Source organism: Lysinibacillus mangiferihumi (assembly GCF_003049665.1).
In the GTDB taxonomy this organism is placed as follows: domain Bacteria; phylum Bacillota; class Bacilli; order Bacillales_A; family Planococcaceae; genus Lysinibacillus; species Lysinibacillus mangiferihumi.
The window spans coordinates 116,189-139,666 of the sequence record NZ_PYWM01000012.1 but is presented as its reverse complement, the minus strand read 5'-3'; the positions used below and the strand labels follow the sequence as shown (position 1 = coordinate 139,666).

Annotated in this window: 20 protein-coding genes; all 20 read right to left on the bottom strand. The window is 40.0% G+C overall.

All coding sequences use genetic code 11. From position 1 onward, the window contains the following. Positions 1-194, bottom strand: a 194-nt coding sequence (locus C9J37_RS28955) for a hypothetical protein (protein ID WP_235617105.1), incomplete at its 3' end; no start/stop codon positions are given. A gap of 543 nt (positions 195-737) precedes the next feature. Further along, entirely contained in the window at positions 738-1,649 is a 912-nt protein-coding gene (gene opp4C / locus C9J37_RS13215; protein ID WP_069510219.1) for an oligopeptide ABC transporter permease, read from the bottom strand. Positions 1,650-1,662: 13 nt separating this feature from the next. Further along, complete coding sequence (gene opp4B / locus C9J37_RS13210; RefSeq protein ID WP_107895701.1) at positions 1,663-2,628, bottom strand: oligopeptide ABC transporter permease; 966 nt, start codon at positions 2,626-2,628, stop codon at positions 1,663-1,665. Positions 2,629-2,720: 92 nt separating this feature from the next. Next, positions 2,721-4,448, bottom strand: a complete 1,728-nt coding sequence (opp4A, locus tag C9J37_RS13205; RefSeq protein ID WP_107895700.1) for an oligopeptide ABC transporter substrate-binding protein — start codon at positions 4,446-4,448, stop codon at positions 2,721-2,723. Between the two features lie 62 nt (positions 4,449-4,510). Beyond that, the gene (locus tag C9J37_RS13200) at positions 4,511-5,500 is read right to left on the bottom strand and encodes an ABC transporter ATP-binding protein (RefSeq protein ID WP_107895699.1); all 990 of its coding nucleotides are present in this window, start codon (positions 5,498-5,500) and stop codon (positions 4,511-4,513) included. A gap of 4 nt (positions 5,501-5,504) precedes the next feature. Continuing rightward, entirely contained in the window at positions 5,505-6,500 is a 996-nt protein-coding gene (locus C9J37_RS13195) for an ABC transporter ATP-binding protein (RefSeq protein ID WP_029747186.1), read from the bottom strand. Positions 6,501-7,288: 788 nt separating this feature from the next. Beyond that, the gene (gene pyrE / locus C9J37_RS13190) at positions 7,289-7,918 is read right to left on the bottom strand and encodes an orotate phosphoribosyltransferase (RefSeq protein ID WP_107895698.1); all 630 of its coding nucleotides are present in this window, start codon (positions 7,916-7,918) and stop codon (positions 7,289-7,291) included. Beyond that, on the bottom strand, positions 7,915-8,625 hold the full coding sequence (gene pyrF, locus C9J37_RS13185; RefSeq protein ID WP_107895697.1) for an orotidine-5'-phosphate decarboxylase: 711 nt from the start codon (positions 8,623-8,625) through the stop codon (positions 7,915-7,917). The genes pyrE and pyrF overlap by 4 nt, the downstream gene beginning before the upstream one ends. Beyond that, the gene (locus tag C9J37_RS13180; RefSeq protein WP_107895696.1) at positions 8,625-9,536 is read right to left on the bottom strand and encodes a dihydroorotate dehydrogenase; all 912 of its coding nucleotides are present in this window, start codon (positions 9,534-9,536) and stop codon (positions 8,625-8,627) included. Before C9J37_RS13180 ends, pyrF begins: the two co-directional genes overlap by 1 nt. Then, complete coding sequence (locus C9J37_RS13175) at positions 9,533-10,306, bottom strand: dihydroorotate dehydrogenase electron transfer subunit (protein ID WP_107895695.1); 774 nt, start codon at positions 10,304-10,306, stop codon at positions 9,533-9,535. Before C9J37_RS13175 ends, C9J37_RS13180 begins: the two co-directional genes overlap by 4 nt. 1 nt (position 10,307) lies before the next feature. After that, positions 10,308-13,505 (bottom strand): carbamoyl-phosphate synthase large subunit, encoded by a 3,198-nt coding sequence (gene carB / locus C9J37_RS13170; RefSeq protein ID WP_024362114.1) that lies wholly within the window; start codon positions 13,503-13,505, stop codon positions 10,308-10,310. After that, on the bottom strand, positions 13,498-14,598 hold the full coding sequence (carA, locus tag C9J37_RS13165) for a glutamine-hydrolyzing carbamoyl-phosphate synthase small subunit (protein WP_107895694.1): 1,101 nt from the start codon (positions 14,596-14,598) through the stop codon (positions 13,498-13,500). Before carA ends, carB begins: the two co-directional genes overlap by 8 nt. Next, entirely contained in the window at positions 14,598-15,875 is a 1,278-nt protein-coding gene (locus C9J37_RS13160) for a dihydroorotase (RefSeq protein WP_025218761.1), read from the bottom strand. Before C9J37_RS13160 ends, carA begins: the two co-directional genes overlap by 1 nt. A gap of 1 nt (position 15,876) precedes the next feature. Further along, complete coding sequence (locus C9J37_RS13155) at positions 15,877-16,755, bottom strand: aspartate carbamoyltransferase catalytic subunit (RefSeq protein WP_107895693.1); 879 nt, start codon at positions 16,753-16,755, stop codon at positions 15,877-15,879. A gap of 206 nt (positions 16,756-16,961) precedes the next feature. Continuing rightward, a complete protein-coding gene (locus C9J37_RS13150; protein ID WP_107895692.1) occupies positions 16,962-18,272 on the bottom strand; it encodes a solute carrier family 23 protein in 1,311 nt (436 codons plus the stop codon). A gap of 20 nt (positions 18,273-18,292) precedes the next feature. Further along, entirely contained in the window at positions 18,293-18,835 is a 543-nt protein-coding gene (gene pyrR / locus C9J37_RS13145) for a bifunctional pyr operon transcriptional regulator/uracil phosphoribosyltransferase PyrR (protein ID WP_024362119.1), read from the bottom strand. Between the two features lie 278 nt (positions 18,836-19,113). After that, complete coding sequence (locus C9J37_RS13140) at positions 19,114-20,025, bottom strand: RluA family pseudouridine synthase (RefSeq protein ID WP_107895691.1); 912 nt, start codon at positions 20,023-20,025, stop codon at positions 19,114-19,116. Further along, positions 20,022-20,501: a signal peptidase II gene (lspA, locus tag C9J37_RS13135; RefSeq protein ID WP_107895690.1), complete on the bottom strand. Its 480-nt coding sequence runs from the start codon at positions 20,499-20,501 to the stop codon at positions 20,022-20,024. The genes C9J37_RS13140 and lspA overlap by 4 nt, the downstream gene beginning before the upstream one ends. Before the next feature lie 863 nt (positions 20,502-21,364). Beyond that, the gene (locus C9J37_RS13130) at positions 21,365-22,933 is read right to left on the bottom strand and encodes a sodium/solute symporter (protein ID WP_069510236.1); all 1,569 of its coding nucleotides are present in this window, start codon (positions 22,931-22,933) and stop codon (positions 21,365-21,367) included. Positions 22,934-22,956: 23 nt separating this feature from the next. After that, entirely contained in the window at positions 22,957-23,286 is a 330-nt protein-coding gene (locus C9J37_RS13125) for a DUF485 domain-containing protein (RefSeq protein WP_107895689.1), read from the bottom strand. Between the last annotated feature and the right edge of the window lie 192 nt (positions 23,287-23,478).

Sequence of the window (23,478 nt, the reverse complement as noted above, 5' to 3'; positions counted from 1 at the left end):
TCTCTCTTGCTTCGCGGGTATTTTACTATGCCCCGCGGGTATTTCACTCTGCTTCGCGGATATTCTCTCTTGCTTCGCGGGTATTTCTCTCTACTCCGCGGGTATTCTCCCTTGCTTCGCGGATATTCCTCCTTGCCCCGCGGGTATTTCAACCTACTTCGCGGGTATTCCTCCTTGCTTCGCGGATACTTCACCCTGCTGCGGGTATTCTCTCTTATTCCGCGGGTATCACCCTGCCCCGCGGGTATTCTCCCTTGCTCCGCGGATACACCCCCTTGCTCCGCGGATATTCCTCCTTGCCCCCAGAATTCCACCCTGCTCCGCGGGTATTTCACTCTGCTCCGCGGGTATTCTCTTTTGTTCCGCGGATACACCCCCTTGCTCCGGGGGTATTTCAATCTGGTTCGCGGGTATTCCTCCTTGCTCCGCGGGTATTTCACTCTGCTTCGCTGGGATTTCTCTCTGCTCCGCGGATACTCTCCCCTGCCCCGCGGGTATCACCCTGCCCCGCGGGTATTCTCCCTTGCTCCGCGGGTATCACCCTGCCCCGCGGGTATTTCACTCTGCTTCGCGGATATTCTCTCTTGTTCCGCGGGTACATCCCCTTGCTCCGCGGATACTCTCCCTTGCCCCCAGAATTCCACCCTGCTCCGCGGGTATCCCCCCTCCCCCCAAAATAGCAAATGGCACCTATCAAAGTAGAATTTACTTTGATAGGTGCCATTTATTCACCAACATTATCTTCTTGATTTCGGATTCATTGCATCTTTCAGCCCTTCACCGATAAAATTGATCGATAAGATGACCAATGTAATGGCGGTTGCAGGTGGAATCCAAATCCAAATTTTATCTCTTAAGACATCTGAGTTTCTAGCCTCAGATAACATATTGCCCCAGCTTGGTGTATCTGCTGGCACACCAAAATTTAAGAAGCTTAATGCGGACTCGATAACAATCGTTACTGCCATTAATAGCGTAGCTTGTACAATAATCGTAGAAGCGACGTTAGGTAGTAAATGTTTGATAATGATTTTCGATGATTTACAGCCGATTGACTCTGCAGCTAAAATGTACTCATTTTCTTTCTCTGCAAGAATTCGACTTCGAACAACGCGGGCAACACTTCCCCAACTTAATACGGAAATAACAATAATTAATGTCCATAAGCCTGAAACTTTGCCGACTAGAATCGTATTTAAAACGATAACGAAAACTAATAATGGGAACATTAAAACAAAGTCTGTGAAACGCATTAAAATTTGGTCAACCTTGCCCCCAAAGTAACCCGAAATCGCCCCAATCGTTGTCCCAATTAAAACAATAAAAAACATACAGCCTATGCCAACCGTCAATGAGGATCTACCAGCATATAGCATTCGCGTAAAAACATCACGACCATTTGTATCTGTTCCAAGCCAGTTCTCACTTGAAGGTGGCTGACTGATTTTCGTAAAGTCTACACGCACGATATCTTTTGTCGTAATATACGGTGCCAAAAACGATAGAATAATAACGATTAGTAAAAAAATAAGGCTGATCATCGCTAATTTATTTTTAAAGAACTTTCTTCTCGCTATCACCCATGGAGAGGGGCTTTTATTCGGTGTTTTTTTTGGTGCAGAAGCTTCTTGTTTTGTTACAATCTCCACATATTTCCCCTCCCTAATCTAGTCTAATTCGCGGATCTACTATACCGTACAGTAAATCGGCTACTAAATTTCCAAAAAGTGTTAAGAACGAAAGTAACATAGTGATCGACATCATGACCGCATAATCTCTTCTTCCAACGGAATCTAAGAACAGTGCACCTATTCCGGGATAAGTAAAGATGGTTTCTGTAATAACCGCACCGCTAATTAATGTAGCGATGTCAAACCCAAGGAAAGTAATAATCGGAATAATCGAATTTCTTAAAATATGCTTGTTGTAAATTTTTGATTCCTTTGTTCCTTTTGCTCTTGCCGTACGTACAAAATCTTTTCGACTGTTTTCAATAATATCGTTGCGTAAAAATTGCGTGTAGGATGCCGTTCCCATTAATCCTAAAACAAGGGCTGGTAATAATACATGATGGACCCTACTTAAATAATAAGCAAATGTGCCTTCCTGCAGCCCTACACCAACTGAGCCGTTGAATGGGAACCACCCTAATTGGAAAGAGAACACATAAATAGCGACAATGCCGGCAACAAATGACGGAATCGCTAAAGCTAGGTAATTATACGAAGCTATTAGATTATCACCTAATGTATAAGGTTTTCTTCCTGCATACATCCCCATGATAAAAGCAAAAATATACGTAAAAATTAAAGATGTAATGGCTAAAAATACTGTATTTGGAATTCGCTGTGCAATCACTTCCACTGCAGGTTTTTTATAAACGGTTGATTTGCCAAAATCCCCTTGTACAAAATTAGCCATCCATCTTCCATATTGCACGATAATTGGATCATTATAGCCTAACTTCTCTCTCATTTCCTCGATGTATTGTGGGTTTGTATTGGATGGATCAATTTCTCCCGCAAATGGATCTCCTGGCATCATTTTTGCTAAGAAGAACACAACTAACGAAATAAGGAGTAACAATGGAATCATGCCGAGTAGTCTTCGAAGTGTGTATTGAAGCATGTGACGTCCCCTTATCAATTAAAATTTACTACTATCAAGCTCCAATTCGAGCCTGATAGTAGCAGGTTTCTCAGCCTTGTTTAGGCACTAACTTACTCAACAATGTGCCATTTATAAACGTCTGTTTGGAATCCAACAGCGTTAATATGAACACCTTGTAGTCGATTGTTAATACCATATAAACTTAGGTTTTCCCATAATGGCAGTGCTGGTAATTGTTCGTTGAAGTATTTTTGCCAATTAACATACATTTTTTTACGGTAGTCTTTATCAAATGCTTTTTCGCTTAACGCTTCTTTTAATAATTTGTCATTCTCTGCATCTACATAACGACCGTAGTTCCATTCTGCATCATTTGCCCATAAACCTGATGGGTCTGGATCAGAACCCATGCTCCAAGAACCGAAGAATGCCTCTAATGCTGCATCATCGTTATCTTTCATTTCATTGTACAAGTTAAACTCAACTAAGCTTCCTGTTGCTAATTCTGTTTTTACGCCAATATCATTCCAAGATTGAATGATTGCTTGTGAACGACCTTCAAATGCAGCTGGTCCTGCATAGTGACCAAATGAAATTTTAAATGGTTGACCTTTTGGATCTTCGACAAATCCATCACCGTCTTTATCAACATAGCCTGCTGTTTTTAATAGCTCTTTTGCTTTATCCACATTAAATTCATATGCATTTAAATCTTTAGCATCTGCAGCAGTCCAGAAAGTAACTGGAATAACTGTATTCGCTACTTCCGCTTTTCCTTCTAAGAAAGCATCGATCATTGCTGGACGGTTAAGCGCATATAATAGTGCCTGACGTAATTCTTTTGAATTGAATTTATCAAAATCAGCTACATTTTTAAGTGTAGCTTTATCACGATGACCAAAACGAAGCCCGATATAAGAATAGCTCACACCATTTGTTTCTTCGATACGTACATTGCTTAATGCAGAAAGCTCTTTCACAGATTGTGGTCTAATATCCATGATATCGATTTCTCCGTTTTGGAACGCACCCGCAGCTAATGATGGGTCAATTACTTTTACAATAACACCATCAAGCGCTGGTTTCCCTTTCCAGTAATCATCAAAACGCTCTAATTCAGAATACTCGCCGTCTACCACTTTTTTCACTTTAAACGCGCCTAATCCTACAGGGTTTTCGCGCACTTGTTTTGATTCACTTAAATCTTTTACTGCAATGCCTTCATAATGTTTCTTAGGCATTGGGTATTGCCAAATGCTTTCTAAGTTATTAATTTTCACTTCTTTAAAAGTAATTTTAATTGTGTAAGGATCTACAACTTCAATTCCTGAAATTTTATCTGCTTTGCCTGCTTTTTTCTCTTGTGCCCCTTTTACGCCTTCAACATAGTTGAAACGAGGACCATCATAATCAGGGTGTGCTAACGTTTCTAATGCGAAAACCCAGTCTTCACCTGTTAGTTCCTCACCATTATGCCATTTTACGCCCTTTTCGAAATTGAACGTATACGTTAATTTATCTTCACTAATATCCCATTTTGCAAGGTTTGGTACATATTCTAATTCATCATTTACATCATACACGCCATCCATTGTGAAATTTTGAATGTACGCATCTACGATACTTTTCGAAAAGGCAGGGTCATATACGCCCTCTGGCGCTTGGTCTGTTCCGAATGTAACTACGCCACCTTCTTTAACATCAGTAGTTGCCGCTGGCGTTTCCTTATCTTTTTGTGCATCTTTGTCAGTTGTCCCTGAATCACTATTACATGCTGCTAGGAATAAAGCCATGACAAGCATCAGTAACAGTGACCATAATGTTTTTGTCTTTTTCATTCTTTTCCCCCCGTTAAAATTTTATTTTGAAAAGCATTGTTTCCTGTTTTTTCTTGCCGTTTTTAATATAAGTGGCAAGCAACGTTATGGTCTGGCTTCACCTCCTTTAATACTGGTTTCGTTAAGGAACATTCCATCATTGCTTTAGGGCATCTTGGATGGAATGGACATCCTGTCGGAGGATTTGCGGGACTTGGTACATCACCTTCTAATACAATGCGCGTACTCTTTTTGCGAGGATCCGGTACGGGTATCGCGGAAATAAGCGCTTGTGTATAAGGGTGCAATGGTTCATCATAAATACTCGTCTTGTTAGCAATTTCAACAATATTTCCTAGATACATCACGCCAATGCGATCACTCATATGCTTCACAACACTTAAATCATGCGCAATAAATAAAAAGGTTAAATCAAACTCATCCTGCAATTCTTTTAATAGATTCAAAACTTGAGATTGAACGGAAACATCCAAAGCAGAAACAGGTTCATCGGCGATAATTAGTTTTGGTTTCAGTGCTAGGGCTCTCGCAATACCAATTCGCTGACGCTGCCCTCCTGAAAATTCATGCGCATACTTATAATAGGCATCTTCAGGTAAGCCTACTTTGCGCAATAACTCCACGACTTCACCTTTTAATGAATTGAGCGTTTTGTTATGGAAATTCATAATGGGCTCCGCTACGATACTGCCAACCATTTGCATTGGATTTAATGATGCATAAGGATCTTGGAATACCATTTGGATATCTTTTCTTATCTCTCTTAATGATTTGCCTTGTAATTTCGTAATATCCTGACCATTAAAAATGATTTGTCCTTCTGTAGAATCTAACAATCGAATAATGGTACGTCCAGTTGTTGATTTTCCACATCCTGATTCCCCAACCAACCCTAGTGTTTCACCATTTTTGATGGAAAATGAAATATTATCGACCGCCTTCACATGTCCGACTGTCTTTTTTAGAAATCCGCCTTTTATCGGGTAATAAGTTTTTAGGTTGTTCACTTCAAGTAAGTTTTCTTTACGTTGTTTGATTGTTGTTTCTGTCATGTTGTTACCTCACACTTTCTTTAGGATAGCAACCTTCATATAGTAAGCACGAAACCTCATGACCATCAGCCATTTGTGCAAGCTGTGGCGTGACTGTACTACACTCAGGTTTTACAGACGGGCATCTATCGGCAAAGCGACAGCCAAAAGTAGGCATATTTTTTAATGATGGCACAATGCCTTGGATTGTTGTTAACTCACTCACCTCTAAATCAATACGAGGAATCGATGCCATTAACAGCTTTGTATACGGATGTTGTGGGTTATAAAACAGATTATCTACATTCGTGCGCTCTACAATTTTCCCAGCGTACATAATGATGACTTCATCACACATTTCTGCCACTACCCCTAAGTCATGCGTTATCAAAATAATAGACATGTCATTTTTCTCTTGAATTTTTTTCAGCAGCTCCAGAATTTGGGCTTGCACAGTTACATCTAGTGCAGTAGTCGGTTCATCGGCAATTAACAGCTTTGGATGGCAGGCAATCGCAATCGCAATCATCACCCTTTGTCGCATCCCTCCGGATAATTGGTGAGGATATTCATCTACAATTTTGTCTGGTCTAGGGATGCCTACACTTTTTAACAATTCGATGGCTTGCTGCCTTGCTTCTGTTTTGGAGATTGACAGATGATTCAATAAAATCTCTTCAATCTGATTACCAATTGTAAATACAGGGTTTAAAGATGTCATAGGCTCTTGAAAAATCATACTAATATCTTTTCCTCGTATTTTATTCATTTCATCGCTTGAATAATTTTCTATATTTTGGCCTTGGAACTTTATTTCTCCACCCGTAACTTTGCCAATTCCTTGGGGCAGTAGCTGCATAATTGACAATGACATAACACTTTTACCACAGCCAGATTCCCCTACAATCCCTACAATTTGGCCAGGCTTGACGGAAAACGACACATTATCGACTGCATGATAAATATCTCCTTCTATATCAAAACCAGTTTTTAAGTTCTTTACTTCGAGCATTAAATTCATTTAATCATCACACCTTCGTAAATTTTTTCTAATTAGAAATATGTAGTAAATACTAGCGATGTCCAAACTTTCCTGATTCAATATTCAGAAAAAAGATTTGAAACGGATTAAACTTATTTCAAAATTATTTCTACTCAAATAATTAATAGTTTTTATTATATTGAATTTAAATACATATTAATAATTTTTTTACAGTATAAACAAAAAAATAACTTACTATTTACTTATAGAATTATCTGAAAATTATCTATACGGCTATTTTATCTAGAAATAATACATTTAATCAAGAGTTTTTTTGCAACTCTTCATAATGTTATATACATAATAAACCGTACAACTATTACAAAAATTTTTTTATTTTACAAATTAATTCTAATGAAATATTTGCTAATCTATTTATCTATTCTACTTTTCATTATTTTTTTATTATTTAAATATAATAAATAATTTGATTGTACAGTCCTTACTTCTTCACACAACGCATTCTTTTATTTGGAAAACTTGATTATTATTGGACTCACTTTAATTTTCTGTTTATTTTTAATAATCAATCATTATTAACATATAATTTTTCCCTTTAAAGCATTAATATTAAAAAGCGTTTTTTATTACATTAAAAAACTTTATTTTCATGATTTTTCTTTAACATACATCTCCTTGTATTTAATTTTTATATTTCTATCCTTCACAGTTCCTTTCCAATAAAAAAACGACCACAGGTTATCATAACCGTGATCGTTTCATTATTCTTTATTAAACAGATTCGTTATAGCTAGTCAAAAATGCGATTATAATTCTCCAGCTTTAAGTTTTGCATGCCAATCTTTTAAAAATGGAATATCTTCTTCTTTAATGGCACCAGATTCGTTCGCTGCTTCAATTAAATAATCGAAGTTTGTTAAAGATACATACTTTATGCCCGCTTCATCAAACGCTTGTTCAGCACGTGGTAAGTTATACGTATAAACACATACAACCCCTAATACTTCACAACCCGCTGCACGTAAAGCTTCAACTGCTGTAATGGAAGAACCACCTGTTGACACAATATCTTCTACTACGATGACTTTTTGTCCTGCAGCATATTTTCCTTCAATCTGATTGCCACGACCATGTTCTTTTGCTTTTGAACGTACATAGACCATCGGTAAGTCTAAAATATCACTTACCCATGCAGCATGTGGAATACCTGCTGTGGCCGTACCAGCTACGATTTCTGTACCTTCAAAGTTTTCTTTAATTATCGCTGCTAAGCCATTTGCCAATTGTTTACGGATAACTGGGTCAGAGATTGTTAGACGCGTATCACAGTAAATTGGAGATTTAATACCTGATGCCCATGTAAAAAGTTCTGTTGGATTTAATTCGACTGCTCCAACTTTAAGCATAGCGTGTGCGATTTCGTTTTGTAATGTCATATTGATGCCTCCCATAGTTCACTTACCATTTTATATGCTGCCACTGGATCTTGCGCACCTGTTACGGCACGGCCTACTACGATTAAAGAAGATCCATCACGTCTGGCGCCATCAGGTGTAGCGATGCGCTTTTGATCGTGAGCGTCACCACCTGCTAAACGGATACCAGGTGTGACACGTAAAAAGTCTTGGCCGCACACGTCAGCAATTGCTTGTGCTTCATGTACCGAGCAAACCACACCATTTAAGCCTGCTTGTTTTGTTAAGCTTGCGTAATGCAATACCGATTCTTGCAATGTTAACGCAATTTTTTGCTCTGCTTGCATTTGCGCTTCCGTAGTGGATGTTAGTTGTGTCACTGCAATCAATGCTGCGCGCTCTTGACCTGCAGGTGTCCCTGCTTCCAGACCTTCGAGTGCAGCTTCCATCATTGGTCGCCCGCCCGCTGCATGGACATTGACTAAATTAACCCCTAATTTAGCTAAGCCCTTCATCGCTGAGCCAACCGTATTAGGAATATCATGTAGCTTTAAGTCTAAAAATATATCATGACCTAAATCTTTCACTTTGCGGACAATATCTGGACCTTCTTGCATATAAAGCTCCATACCAATTTTGACGAAAAGAGGCTCTTGAAAATGTGCTAAAAACTTGAAAACTTCCGCTTCTCCTGGGAAATCAAGTGCTAGAATTGGTTTTGTATTCATTAACGATGGCTCCTTCCGATAATATCCGTAATATGTGCTACACCTAAAGCGTCAAGCTTTGCAGGTAATTCCTCAATGATATTCGGGCAAACAAAATGATCGACAAAGTTGGCTGTTCCAACCGCAACTGCTGATGCACCAGCAGACATAAAATCAATTACATCTTGTGCTTCGCTTACGCCACCCATCCCAATAATCGGAATATTGACTGCCCTATACACCTCGTATACCATGCGAATAGCAACCGGTTTTACTGCAGGACCTGATAAGCCCCCTGTACCGTTGGCAATGACAGGTTTACCTGTACGTTCATGTAAGCGCATGCCGATTAATGTGTTAATCATCGTAATACCATCCGCTCCACCTGCTTCCACAGCTTGCGCGATTTCTACGATATTTGTAACGTTTGGTGATAATTTTACGTAAACAGGTACTTCCGACACTGCCTTGACAGCTGCAACCAAATCTCTTGCTGTTGCTGGATCTGTACCGAATTGAATACCGCCACATTTTACGTTCGGGCATGAAATATTAAGTTCTAGTGCTTTGACATTGGGTGCAGCTGAGATGCGACGTGCTACTTCCACGTAATCTGCTGTTTCCGTTCCCGCTACATTGGCAATAATCGGCACATCATAGCCTTCTAAAAACTTTAATTCTTCATTCATTACTTTTTCAATACCAGGATTTTGTAAGCCAATGGCATTTAACATTCCTGCTGCTGTTTCCGCTACACGAGGTGTCGGATTGCCAGGTCTTGTTTCTACAGTTGTTGCTTTAATCATAATCGCGCCAAGTTTCGATAAATCGTACAGTTGCGCATACTCACGACCAAAGCCGAAGCAACCTGAAGCTGGCATAATTGGATTTTTTAAATCTAAGCCAGGTAATTGGATATTTAAACGACTCATAATGCCACCGTACCTTTCGGGAATACTGGACCGTCAGAGCATACTTTGACATAGTCTTTATCCATTTGATCTGTTGTCTTACATACACATGCGAAGCAAGCACCAATACCACAGCCCATTCGCTCTTCAAAAGATAAATAGCCTTCTTTTTCAGGATAGAAACCTTCTAAAGCTTTTAACATCGGTAGAGGGCCACAAGAATAGAACACATCAAACTCCGGTGCACGTGATTCTAAAACGTTGGTCACAAAGCCCTTTGTTCCTTTTGAGCCATCGACTGTTACATAATGCGTTTCACCAAGTGCGTTAAATTCCTCTTCGTAGAAGCATACATCCTCTGTTTGGAAGCCTAATACATGGATAGTCTTCACACCACGTGCATTAAGTTGTTTTGACAGCTCATGTAAAGGAGGTACACCGATGCCGCCACCAACTAATAATGCTGTCCCACCTGTCTTTACCGCATCAACTGGGAAGCCATTACCGATTGGGCCAAGGACATTGACTAGCTGCCCTTCACGATTTGTCGCTAACACCTTTGTTCCTCGACCTTCCGCACGATAAATCATGGTAAATTCACTGTTGTCTTTATCTATATTTGCAATACTGATAGGTCGACGTAAAAGCGGCTCCAATGAATCTGACACCTTTACATGGACAAACTGGCCAGGAGTCATATCCTGAACCAGTTCACCACGAAGTGTCAATTCGAAAATGTTTGTCGCAATTTGCTTTTGAGAGACGACCGTCATTTTCTCTTGACGAATCATATTAATGTACTACCTCCGCTTTCGGCATTTGTTCTGCTGTAAATGTCATGGATTCAATTACACGTAGCATTGCTTCTGCTGTATCTAGAGAAGTTAAGCAAGGTACACCATTTTCTACAGACTCACGTCGAATGCGGAATCCATCACGAGCTGGTTGCTTGCCTTTTGTTAATGTGTTCACTACTAACTGTGCTTCACCATTTTGAATTAAATCAAGTAACGTTTGTCCTTTGGCACCGATTTTACCTACTACATCAGTACGAACACCCGCTGCTTCAAATGCTTGTGCAGTACCTTCAGTCGCTACAATGCGGTAGCCTACTGTTGAAAAGCGTTTGGCAAGCGCAATTGCTTCTTCTTTATCTTTATCAGATACAGTGAATAATACTGTGCCTTCTGTGCGAATTTCCATACCTGCTGCAACTAAGCCTTTATAAAGTGCTTTTTCTAATGTTGCATCTTTCCCCATTACTTCCCCTGTCGATTTCATTTCAGGTCCTAATGTAATGTCCACTCGGCGTAATTTAGCGAATGAGAATACTGGTACTTTAACAAATACACCTTTTTGCTCTGCCGCTAAGCCAGTTGGGTAGCCTTGTGCTACGATTGATTTTCCAAGAATGGCTTTTGTTGCAATGTTCGCCATTGGGATGTTCGTAATTTTACTTAAGAACGGTACTGTACGAGATGAACGAGGATTTACCTCAATGACATACACTTCACCTTGTGAAATAACATACTGGATGTTCATTAAGCCGATAATGCCAAGACCTTTTGCTAAACGCGTTGTGTAATCCACTAATGTATCTTTTTGCGCTTGTGTTAATTTTTGTGGTGGGTATACAGAAATCGAGTCACCAGAGTGTACCCCTGCACGTTCGATATGTTCCATAATACCTGGGATTAAAACATTTTCACCGTCACAAATCGCATCGACTTCAATTTCTTGCCCCGTTAAGTAACGGTCTACGAGTACTGGGTGATCTGGTGATGCCTCAACAGCGTTTTCCATATAGTGTTGTAATTCTTGTTCGTTATAAACAATTTCCATTGCACGTCCACCAAGTACATACGAAGGGCGAACTAGCACTGGGAAGCCTAAGCGTTCGCCAATGGCAAGTGCTTCTTCTGTTGAAACGGCTGTTTCACCTGGAGGCTGAGGAATGTCTAATGCATGTAAAGCTTGTTCAAATTTATCGCGGTTTTCTGCACGGTCGATATCTTCTAATGATGTACCTAAAATTTTCACACCATTTGCAGCTAATTTATCAGCAAGGTTAATGGCTGTTTGACCACCGAATTGGACAACTACACCAATTGGTTGTTCTAAATCGATAATATGCATAACATCTTCGATTGTTAATGGCTCGAAGTATAGCTTATCTGAAATCGAGAAGTCCGTTGATACTGTTTCTGGGTTTGAGTTAATAATGATTGCTTCATAGCCCGCTTCTTGGATTGCCCATACAGAGTGCACTGTTGCGTAGTCGAACTCTACCCCTTGACCGATACGGATTGGACCCGAACCTAATACAATCACGGATGGTTTATCAGATTTGATGGATTCGTTTTCTTCCTCATAAGTACCGTAGAAATATGGTGTTTCAGATTCAAACTCTGCTGCACATGTATCAACCATTTTGTAGACCGGGATAATGCCGTTTTCTTTACGGTACGCATATACTGCCTCTGGTGTTGTGTCCCATAGCTCGGCAATTTTTTTATCAGCAAAGCCTAGACGTTTTGCAGTGCGTAATATTTCTTTATCGTTTTTATGGTTAGCAAGTGTTTGCTCCATATCTACGATGTTTTTAAATTTATTTAAGAAGAATAAGTCAATTGCAGACCATTCATGGATTTGCTCAATTGTTACACCACGGCGCAATGCTTCACCGATGAAGAATAAACGCTCATCTCCTGCTTTACGGATACGTTTTTCAATCCAAGAATCAGAGTTATCTTCTGCATGTTTTAGCTCTAAATGTACTTGACCTGTTTCAAGAGAACGAACAGCTTTCAGCATAGCTTCTTCAAACGTACGACCAAGTGCCATTACTTCACCAGTTGCCTTCATTTGTGTGCCTAAGTTACGTTTTGCTGATTCGAATTTATCGAAAGGCCAGCGTGGAATTTTTGCGACAATGTAGTCTAGTGCTGGCTCGAAGCAAGCATACGTTGAACCTGTCACTGGATTTTTGATTTCATCTAATGTTAAACCTACTGCAATTTTTGCTGCTAGCTTGGCAATTGGGTAACCCGTTGCTTTTGACGCTAATGCAGATGAACGAGATACACGTGGGTTTACTTCGATGACATAGTAATTGAAGCTATATGGATCAAGTGCTAACTGTACGTTACAGCCACCTTCAATTTTTAGTGCACGGATAATATCTAATGAGATATTACGTAGCATTTGGTTTTCACGGTCAGAAAGTGTTTGTGTTGGTGCTACGACGATAGAGTCACCTGTATGAATCCCTACAGGGTCGACATTTTCCATGTTACAAACTACGATGGCATTGTCAGCCGCATCGCGCATTACTTCGTATTCAATCTCTTTAAAGCCAGCGATTGATTTTTCAAGTAAGCATTGTGTAACTGGTGAATATTTCAGTCCAGATGTTACGATTTCTTCTAGGTCTTGATCGTTATAACAAATACCACCGCCTGTACCGCCAAGTGTGAATGCAGGGCGTACAATTACTGGATAACCGATTTTTGCAACAAAGTTTTTCGCTTCATCTAAGTTATGAATAATATCTGATTCCGGTACTGGAGCACCTAGTTCATACATTAGGTTACGGAATAAATCACGGTCTTCAGCTTTATGAATAGCATCGAGCTTCGTACCAAGAATTTCGATATTTAGCTCATTTAAAATACCAGAGTTATCTAATTCAATCGCCATATTTAACCCTGTTTGACCACCTAGTGTAGGTAAGATGGCATCTGGGCGCTCTTTGCGTAAAATGCGTGAGACAAATTCAAGTGTGATTGGCTCAATGTATACTTTGTCTGCAATTTCTGTATCTGTCATAATTGTTGCAGGGTTTGAGTTTATTAAAATAACGCGGTAGCCTTCTTCTTTTAATGAAAGACAAGCTTGTGTTCCGGCATAGTCAAATTCTGCTGCTTGTCCGATGACGATTGGACCTGACCCGATTACTAAAATAGTTTCTATATCTGTACGTTTAGGCATGTTGTTTCCCCTTCCCTGCTTCTGCTTCCATCATTTCAATGAATTCATCAAATAAGTGGTTTGAATCTTCTGGTCCTGGTGATGCTTCTGGGTGATACTGTACTGTGAAGATTGGATATTTCTTATGACGGACACCTTCACAAGTACCATCATTTAAAGCGACATGTGTTAATTCTAAATCTGTATCTTTTAATGATTCTAAATCGATTGCATAGCCATGGTTTTGAGATGTTAAATCTGTACGGCCTGTGCGTAAATCTTTGACTGGATGGTTGCCACCACGGTGACCGAATGGTAATTTAAATGCCTTCGCACCACTTGCTAATGAGAAGATTTGGTGACCTAAGCAAATACCGAACATTGGCACTTTTCCGATTAAATGACGTACTGTTTCGATACCTTCTGCCACGTCCTCTGGGTTACCAGGGCCATTTGACAGCATAATACCGTCTGGATGCCATGCTAAAATTTCTGCTGCTGGTGTGTTGTATGGTACAACAAGGACATCACAATCACGCTTGTTTAATTCACGTAAAATACCGTGTTTCATACCGTAGTCAATTAACACTACTCGTTTGCCACGACCTGGTGATGGATAGGCAGCCTTCGGTGATACTTCGCGCACATGATGTGTAATTGCTGGTGTCGCTTGTAGTTTTGCCACAATTTCTTCTACATTTACTTCTTCGTCAGCCGCAGTCAAAATAGCCTTAACAGAACCTTTGCTACGAATAATGCGTGTTAGCTTACGTGTATCAATGCCTTCAATCCCTGGGATATCTTTTGATGTTAAGTATTCATCAACTGTTAAATCACATCTGAAATTTGACGGTGTTTTCGCTAGCTCGCGGACTACAAATCCACGAATTGCCGGTGTGATTGATTCGAAATCATCACGATTAATACCGTAGTTACCGATAAGTGGGTATGTCAACGTTACGATTTGTCCATAGAATGAAGGATCTGAAATCGTTTCTTGATATCCTGTCATCCCCGTAGTGAATACGACTTCACCTTGTGAAGCTCGCTCACTACCGAACGCTGTGCCTGTAAATACTGTGCCATCTTCTAAAATAAGTAAACGTTTTTTCATTACTCTGCCTCCTGGTATACGATATTACCTTCAAAAATTGTTACGACTGGCCAACCTTTTGCAACCCAACCGTTGAATGGTGTATTGCGACCTTTTGATACAAATCCTTCTGCATCAATCGTTTGTTCTTTCTGTAAATCAATTAAAACCATGTCTGCCGAAGCCCCTACTTCTAACGTTCCATATGGTAAGTCAAAAATTTGTGCCGCTTTTACAGTCATCCAATCTACCAATTGCTTTAAAGTCCATTTTCCTGTTTCAACAAATTGTGTGTACAACAGCGGGAAGGCTGTTTCAAAGCCTACGATGCCGAAAGGTGCACCAACCATGCCACAGCATTTTTCTTCTATTGTATGTGGTGCATGGTCTGTCGCGATGCAGTCAATCGTGCCGTCAAGTAGTGCTGCGTGTAGAGAATCCTTATCATCTGCACCTCGTAATGGAGGGTTCATTTTCCAGTTTGCATCATCGGATGGAATATCCATCTCTTCAAGTAATAAATGGTGTGGACAAACTTCTGCTGTGACGCGGATGCCTGCTGCTTTTGCATCACGTACTGCACGCACTGATTCTTTTGTTGAAACATGGCACACATGGTAGCGTGCTCCTGCCGCTTCTGCAAGCAAAACATCGCGAGCAATTTGGACAGATTCACAAATGGACGGAATGCCTGGTAAACCTAGCTCTTTGTTACGCTTACCTTCATGCATAACACCATCATAAATTAATGAATTATCTTCACAGTGTGCGACAACGACCATGTCATGCTTTGCCGCATCCTGCATTTGTTCATACATCGTGGATGCAAGCTGAATGCCTACACCATCATCGGAAAACGCTACTGCACCATGTGCTTTTAATTCTTCAATATTTGTACGAACTTCCCCTGAAATATCTTGTGTTAATGAGCCGTATGGTAGTACACGAATTACTGCACTTTCTTGAATCAGCCCATTTATTAATTGCATGTTTTCAACCGTGTCAGGCACTGGTTTTGTATTTGGCATAGCACAAATTGTTGTAAAACCGCCTTTTGCGGCAGATGCTGAACCTGTTGCAATTGTTTCTTTATGTTCAAACCCTGGTTCGCGTAGATGTGTATGCACATCCACAAACCCTGGTGCAACAACTAAACCATTTCCTTCGATTATTTCTGCACCAGCTACATTGACCTCTTGTCCAATGGCAGTAATTTTGCCATCTACTATGGCGATATTTACTGTTTGCAATTCACCTTGTTCATTTAACATTTGTACATTTTGAAGTACTTTCGTCATGTTATTCTCTCCCTTGTAAGATTGTTTCAATTATTGCCATACGTGTGTATACACCATTGCGTACTTGGTCAAAGATGCGAGACCGTTCACATTCTACTAGCTCTGATGCAATTTCTACATCGCGGTTTACTGGCGCTGGATGCATAATAATTGCTGTGTCCTTCATTTTCTTCTCTCGTTCTACTGTCAAGCCATACTCTTCATGATAGCTTTCTTTTGAGAAGCTTTTATTTACTTTATGACGCTCATGTTGTACACGAAGTAACATAATGACATCACTTATTTCGATTAAATCGTCCCAAGAATGATGTGCTTTAAAATCCCCTGCCCATTCTTCTGGACAAAGAAAATGTACATTTGCCCCTAACCGCTGTAACGCGGATGCATTGGATTTTGCTACACGGCTATGAGAAATATCTCCGGCGATTGTAATATTTAACCCTTCAAAAGAACCAAACTCTTTTTTTATCGTGTACAGATCAAGTAATGATTGGGATGGGTGTTGACCAGCGCCATCTCCTGCATTTATAACCGCAACATTGATGCCTTCTAGTAGCTCGTTATAATATTCATCTTCTTTGGCGCGGATAACGACCGCATCCATACCAATCATTTCTAACGTCTTGACTGTATCGTACAATGTTTCACCCTTTGTTACACTTGAAAAGCTTGCGTCAAACGGGATAACCGTACAGCCTACTTTGCGCTCTGCCATCTCAAAACTTGTCTTCGTACGTGTACTCGGTTCAAAAAATAAGTTTGCTACGTTATAAGCACGAGATAACGATGATGTTTCGCCATTTTCAAACGCCTGCGCACGATGTAAAATGCGGTTAATCTCTTCAGTTGTTAAATGTTCCATTGATAATAAGTTCTTCATCATGTACCTCCATTAGGTTGTGTGTCATGAACGTCTATGTATGACGTCCTTCATTATTTATTTGTCTAAATAATGTAAAAGCCCCGCTGATGTCATCAGCGAGGCATAAGGAGGCGTGACAAACTATAGTAAGACTATTGCTTACTTATTGCTTGTCCACAACTTCCCTTTTTTTGCCTCTCTGGACAATTCATTAAAAGGTACTACTATGATTGATTATTTTGATCGTATGGTACTGGTATATCAGCTTCTTTTTTACCTGGTAGAATTGTATTTAGTACAACACCGATAATCGCTGCTAACGCCATGCCTTCTAATTTTAATGATTCTGTGACGATAAATTTCGCACCGCCGATACCAATTACGAGAATCACAGAGGCAATTACTAAATTGCGGCTGTTACCAAAGTCCACATGGTTGTCTACTAGCATACGTAAACCGCTTGAAGCGATGATACCAAACAGTAGAATGGAAACACCACCAAGAACTGCTGTTGGAATCGTTGCAATCACCGCCATTGCTTTCCCGAAGAATGACAGCACAATCGCTACGACTGCCGCACCTGCTATTACATATACGCTGTAAACTCGTGTAATGGCAAGGACACCAATGTTTTCACCGTATGTTGTTTTTGGTGGACCACCAATAAATGCACTAATCAATGTTCCTAGACCGTCACCTAGTAGTGAGCGATGTAAGCCCGGTTCTTTAATGTAATCTCGATTGACTACTTTTCCTAATACAAGTTGGTGACCGATATGCTCTGAGATGGTTACGATCACAATCGGCACCATCGCTAGTAAAATCGTCGATGTAATCGTAAAGTCATAATTTACACCTGGGATAATAAAATGTGGTACTGCAAACATTTTTGCCTCTTTAATTGGTTCGAAATTGACGATACCGATAAAAATCGAGTAGACATAGCCTACTATTAAACCGATTAATATTGGCATTGTACTTAAAATCCCCTTAAAGAAGATGGTAAAGATAATCGCTGTAAACAATGTGACAAGTGCCGCTGAAAAATGAAGTAAGTTATACTGTTTATCAACAATCATTGCCATGTTTACTGCTGTTCCTGATAAGCCAAGACCGATTACCATAATAACTGGTCCAACAACGATAGGCGGAAGGATTTTCATAATCCATTTATAACCGCTCTTCCAAATAATAAGTGACACAATGCCGTAGGTGATTCCGACTGCCATCGCTCCAATCATGGCATTACCTGGATTAACACTTAAACCATTGTCATCTAAACCGCCTGCAGCGATTAATATCGGTGAGATAAAGGCAAAGGATGAACCTAAATAGGCTGGTACTTGAAACTTCGTAATTAATAAGAAGAACAATGTGGCAATCCCACTTGTTAGAAGGGCGATTGCTGGACTAAGACCAACCAGTTGTGGTACTAAAATCGTTGACCCAAACATGGCAAACATGTGTTGGAAACTTAATGTCACCAATTGGACTGGGGTCGGTTTATCATTAATATCTAATACTGCCTTTGACATGACGTTTCCTCACTTTATATTTAGTCTTCTTTATAAATAATGACGCAATCTTCGCCATCAACTTCTAGTAAATTAACGACGATACGTTCCGTTCCTGATGTCGGAACATTTTTCCCAACATAATCCGCTCGAATTGGTAGCTCACGGTGTCCGCGATCAATTAGCACTGCTAGTTGAATTTGCGCGGGTCTTCCTAAATCCATTACTGCATCTAGTGCCGCTCGAACTGTACGACCTGTATAAAGTACATCATCGACTAAAATAATTTTTTGATTGGCTACCACATAATCGATATCTACTTGCTCAACATGTGCCTGCTCATTTTCATGCTTTGTTGATAAGTCATCTCGGTAAAGGGTGATGTCTAACTCCCCTGTGCGAATCGCTTTACCCTCGATTTTTTCTATGCGTTCCGCTAAGCGTCTTGCAAGGAAGGCACCACGCGTTTTAATTCCAACTAATATGCATTCGTCAATTCCTTTATTGCGTTCAATAATCTCATGTGCAATACGTGTTAATGCTCTTGTCATCGATGGCCCATCTAATAACTCGTTTTTTGACATTTTTTGTCCTCCTCTCTTTCATCGATTTTCATCGGGTTGTTACGGATGCTACCCACTTGCCGAAGCATCGTTGAAACGGCATAAAAAAACCTCTCGAGGCGAATAGCCTGAGAGGGTTGAGTACGTGTTTAAATAGCATGTTGGAAAAATTTGCAGCACAAATTTTAGCAACACGTTCACATGTACCTTCTCAGCCTCTCTGGACTGCCATTAAAGGTGAATATTAAGTTAAAGTCGTTCATTCACTTTCGTTAGTATAGACCTTCTTTCATTATCCGTCAATCCTTATTTCTTAATTCGTCTAATAATTGTACATAATCAACAGGAAGTGGTACTTCAAACTCCTTATATTCGCCAGTAGTAGGATGATTGAATCCTAAAACTCCTGCGTGCAATACTTGTCCAGCAAAATCAATGGTCTTTCTTGGTCCATATTTTGGGTCGCCAACAAGTGGGAATCCAATATACTGCATATGGACACGAATTTGGTGTGTACGTCCCGTTTCAAGACGACACTCTACTAATGTATAATCGCCGAAGCGTTCAACTACTTGGAAGTGCGTTACCGCATGTTTCCCTTTATCCACAACAGCTTGTTTTTGACGGTCCTTTTGATCACGTCCAATTGGTGCATCAATTGTCCCTTTATCGTGAGCAATATGGCCATGCACAAGTGCTGTATATTTACGTGTGACGGTTTTATTCACAAGCTGCTCAACTAATGATTCATGTGCTTTATCATTTTTCGCTACCATGAGCAAACCTGATGTGTCTTTATCGATTCGGTGTACAATACCTGGACGCATGATACCATTAATGCCCGATAAATCTTTGCAATGATACATTAAGCCATTTACCAGTGTACCAGTCATATGCCCTGGCGCAGGATGGACCACCATTCCTTTTGGTTTGTTGACAACGAGTACATCTGCGTCTTCATACACGATTTCAAGGTCTAAGTTTTCAGCAATTACGTCTAAAGGTTCTGCCTCTGGCACGATGAATTCAACAACATCGCCTGCTTTCACCTTGTATTTTGCTTTTACTGCTGCACCATTTACTTTAACAATTCCTTCTGTAATCCAATTGCTAATTTGTGAACGAGACCATTCATTCTGTATACTCGAAACCGCTTTATCAATGCGCTCTCCTTGTTGCTGTTCTTCAATTGTATATGATACTTGTGTCATTGTTTCACCTGTTTCTTTTCTTTTTTATCTTCGGCGATTAAACCAATCATTAATACGACAACGGCAATTGTTAATGCTGCATCCGCAATATTAAAAATCGGGAAATCGTAATTGATAATAGGGATTAATACGTCGGCAAAATCTACTACTTCTCCTCTAAATATACGGTCAATAAAATTACCAATGGCACCGCCCAATAACAGCATTAAGCCCACTTGAAAAAGAGGCTTACCCTTTGCCTCTTTATGATAAAAGTAAATGATGGCAATAATAACACCTATTGTCACGATAGAAAATAACCACATTTGCCCTTCAAGCATCCCCCAGGCTGCACCTCTATTACGATGCGATAAAATACCAAACCAAGGATCCCATACGGCAATACGTTCACCAAACTCCATATTTTTCACAATTAGCCATTTTGTCCATTGATCGAGAATAATGACAATAGCGGCCAATCCATAATATTTATACACAGCTATTCCTCCGTTCACTCAACATCCTACCTATTCTACCATAAGAGCTTATATAGCAATAACTAATATAACATGAAAATATGACAGAAACACATGCTGTGGCCCAAAAGTAAAAATCGTAGCTTTCCGCTATCCTACTAAAGCCGTTTGCTAATAAACAACGAGTTGTCCCTCTATTCGAGGAAGCTTTCCATGCAAAAATAGAAAACCGTTGATTTCCGTTCCAGGCGCTCCCTTTCCGCAGGCACGGCTTCAACTAATTTTTGCGGCAGAAGCCGCAAAAATGGATTTTCCGCTCGTGCTGTTCCTGCTGGAGTGTCGCGCCTTCCACTCCAATCAACTAGTATCGACTGCTAATATGATATTCTGGTTTGAAAAAATACATCAAGATGGTGACGCTTTTCAACAGCGGTCTCACTGTTTAGTCTAGCCTTCTTAATATAGCAAGCTTGGACGTTTTTCGTACAATTTTTATAGAAGTAAAAAAACGATAGGAGGCTGGGACATAACTAGAAAAATTTAAGGAACAGAGGAAAGGTGTTCATAAATTTTTGCTATATGGAGAACTTGGCTAACTTAGCTATTCATGCTTTTGCAATAAATAAAAAATTAGAAGGGTTACTAGTTGTTGGTAGCGAAGGCGGTGACTCCTGCTCAGAACGCACACAGCGTAAGACGCAACAAACCTGCGCGTTAGCGAGGGTTGCGGCTTACGTGTGTGCCCGCGGAAAGCACCGCTGAAGCGGACAATACGGCGTAGCAAAAAAGTGTTAGATTGATGGCAGTCAATCTAACACTTTTTCTCTTTTGTCCCAGCCTCCTATGCTTTCTTCACAAAAGAACTAACGTGCAATGTTAATCATCTATGCAGTTTCCGATTCCTTCGAGTGCACTCGCTTCATGAAATCGTTTACATCAGCAGGTACTTTACGATCTAATAATGACACGACAATAACGGATAGGAAACCGACTGGTACTGTTACAATGCCAGGGATTTTGAATTGTAGGAAACTTGGAAGTGTCCCTGGTAAGAAAATCATCCACATCGACACGAGGAGACCAATCACTAACCCTGCAATTGCTCCTTTTTCGGTCATCCCTCTCCACCAAATACCTAATATAAAGATTGGTGTAAATGTACTTGCGGCAACCGTAAATGCTAAAGCAACTAAATGACCGATGGAAGCATCCTTTACGAGTAACCCAAGTCCGCCATATAGAATACCTAAAATAACAATCGCCACTTTCCCAGCAACTACACGCTGTTTTTGTGTAATATCTTTTTTCATAAAGCTAGCATATAAATCATGCGCTAATGCACCAGAGCTTGTAATAAATAATCCTGATAAGTTAGAGAAAATAGCTGCGAATGCCCCTGCAATCACAAGACCGAGCAGCCAATCGCCTCCTAATGCAAGCGCGGTTGTTGGAATAACCATGTTATTGCCACCAAGCACTAAATCTCTCATTACTTCCTCACTCGCAGTACCTGAAATGAAAATAGCACGACCAACAACCCCTAAAAATACTGCTAACAAGAAGAATGCACTCGCAATACCAATCGCCATTAAAGCAGATTTACGTGCAGCCTTAGCACTCGGATTGGTATAAAAACGCAATAAAATATGTGGTAACCCTATCGTACCTAATGCTAAACCAATGGTCATACTAATCGTTTGCCAAAACGTCGGGAAATAGAAGCCTGTCCCCGTCCACGCGGCACCATCAAAATTTATATCACTTCCATCCAAGGCATACGGTGATGTCCCAGTAATAGGTCCATTAAAGGAATTGATAGCTGCTAAAATTTTATCGTAATGCAAGCCACCATACATCGCTGCAATAAGCATCACAATGAATGCACCTAGACGAATCCACAGCTCTAATGCTTGGTTGATCGTCGTGCCCTTCATACCACCGATTCCTACATAGAAAATCATCACGACACATGTAAAAATAATGCCAAATTCATAAGAAGTCCCAAAGAACATACTTAATATTTGTGCTGCGCCTAGTAGCTGTGGCGCCGCATAGAAACCTGAAATTGCTAAAACTACAATGACTGCGGCTAAACGAGCTCGTCTACTATGAAAGCGATAGGCTAAAAAGTCTGCTACGGTAAATGCACCAAACCTTCTTAATGGCCCAGCAACAAAAATAGCTAATAGCGTCAAACCAATCGAGAAGCAAAATGCATAATAGGCTCCATCATATCCTAATTGAAAGGTTAAACCAGCAATCCCTAAAAATGTAGCTGCACTTAAATAGTCTCCCCCGATAGCTGAACCGTTCGTAAACCATCCAAAGCTCCGTCCCCCAACGAAGAAATCAGATGCTGTTGTATTTTTTTTCGTTAAATACGTAATGTAGACAATCGTTCCCATTAGGGCAATTGTTAATAACATTTTTGGTTCTAAAATTGTCTCTAACATTCAACCTACCCCCTTAAGTTGCACTACTTCGTTGACATCTCATATTTTTTCAAGCGCTTTTCATACAATGTCGTATGCACATAGGCAATCATAAAAGCCATCAACATCATGACGATTGTCGTGACAAACCAAGTAACGGTCATACCGCCCCACAATTTCTTAAACGCAAATTCAGGAGCAAACCAATTCATCACTGGAATAGTAAAAATTAAAATAAAATAAAATACCGTTAAGCTAAATCCTGTAGTAAACTCATCCTTCATAATTTTATGTGTTGTCGGATCTAACGGTGGCAAATCTTTTACATCTACAGTTCCAGCTTCTACATACTCGTAATCATGACTTCCTGCCATATTACTAACCCCCTTTTATATAGGTGAATAATTATCTGAAATTTCAAATTATTATTCACTACAACTATTCTATTCTATTTTTTCAATAATATAGGTACAATATTTTGCTGTATTAGTACAAAATATTGCTATTTTAAGTTAAAATATTTCTAGTAACCTTCATTATATTTTTTGACTTTAGAAAGGGGCTGT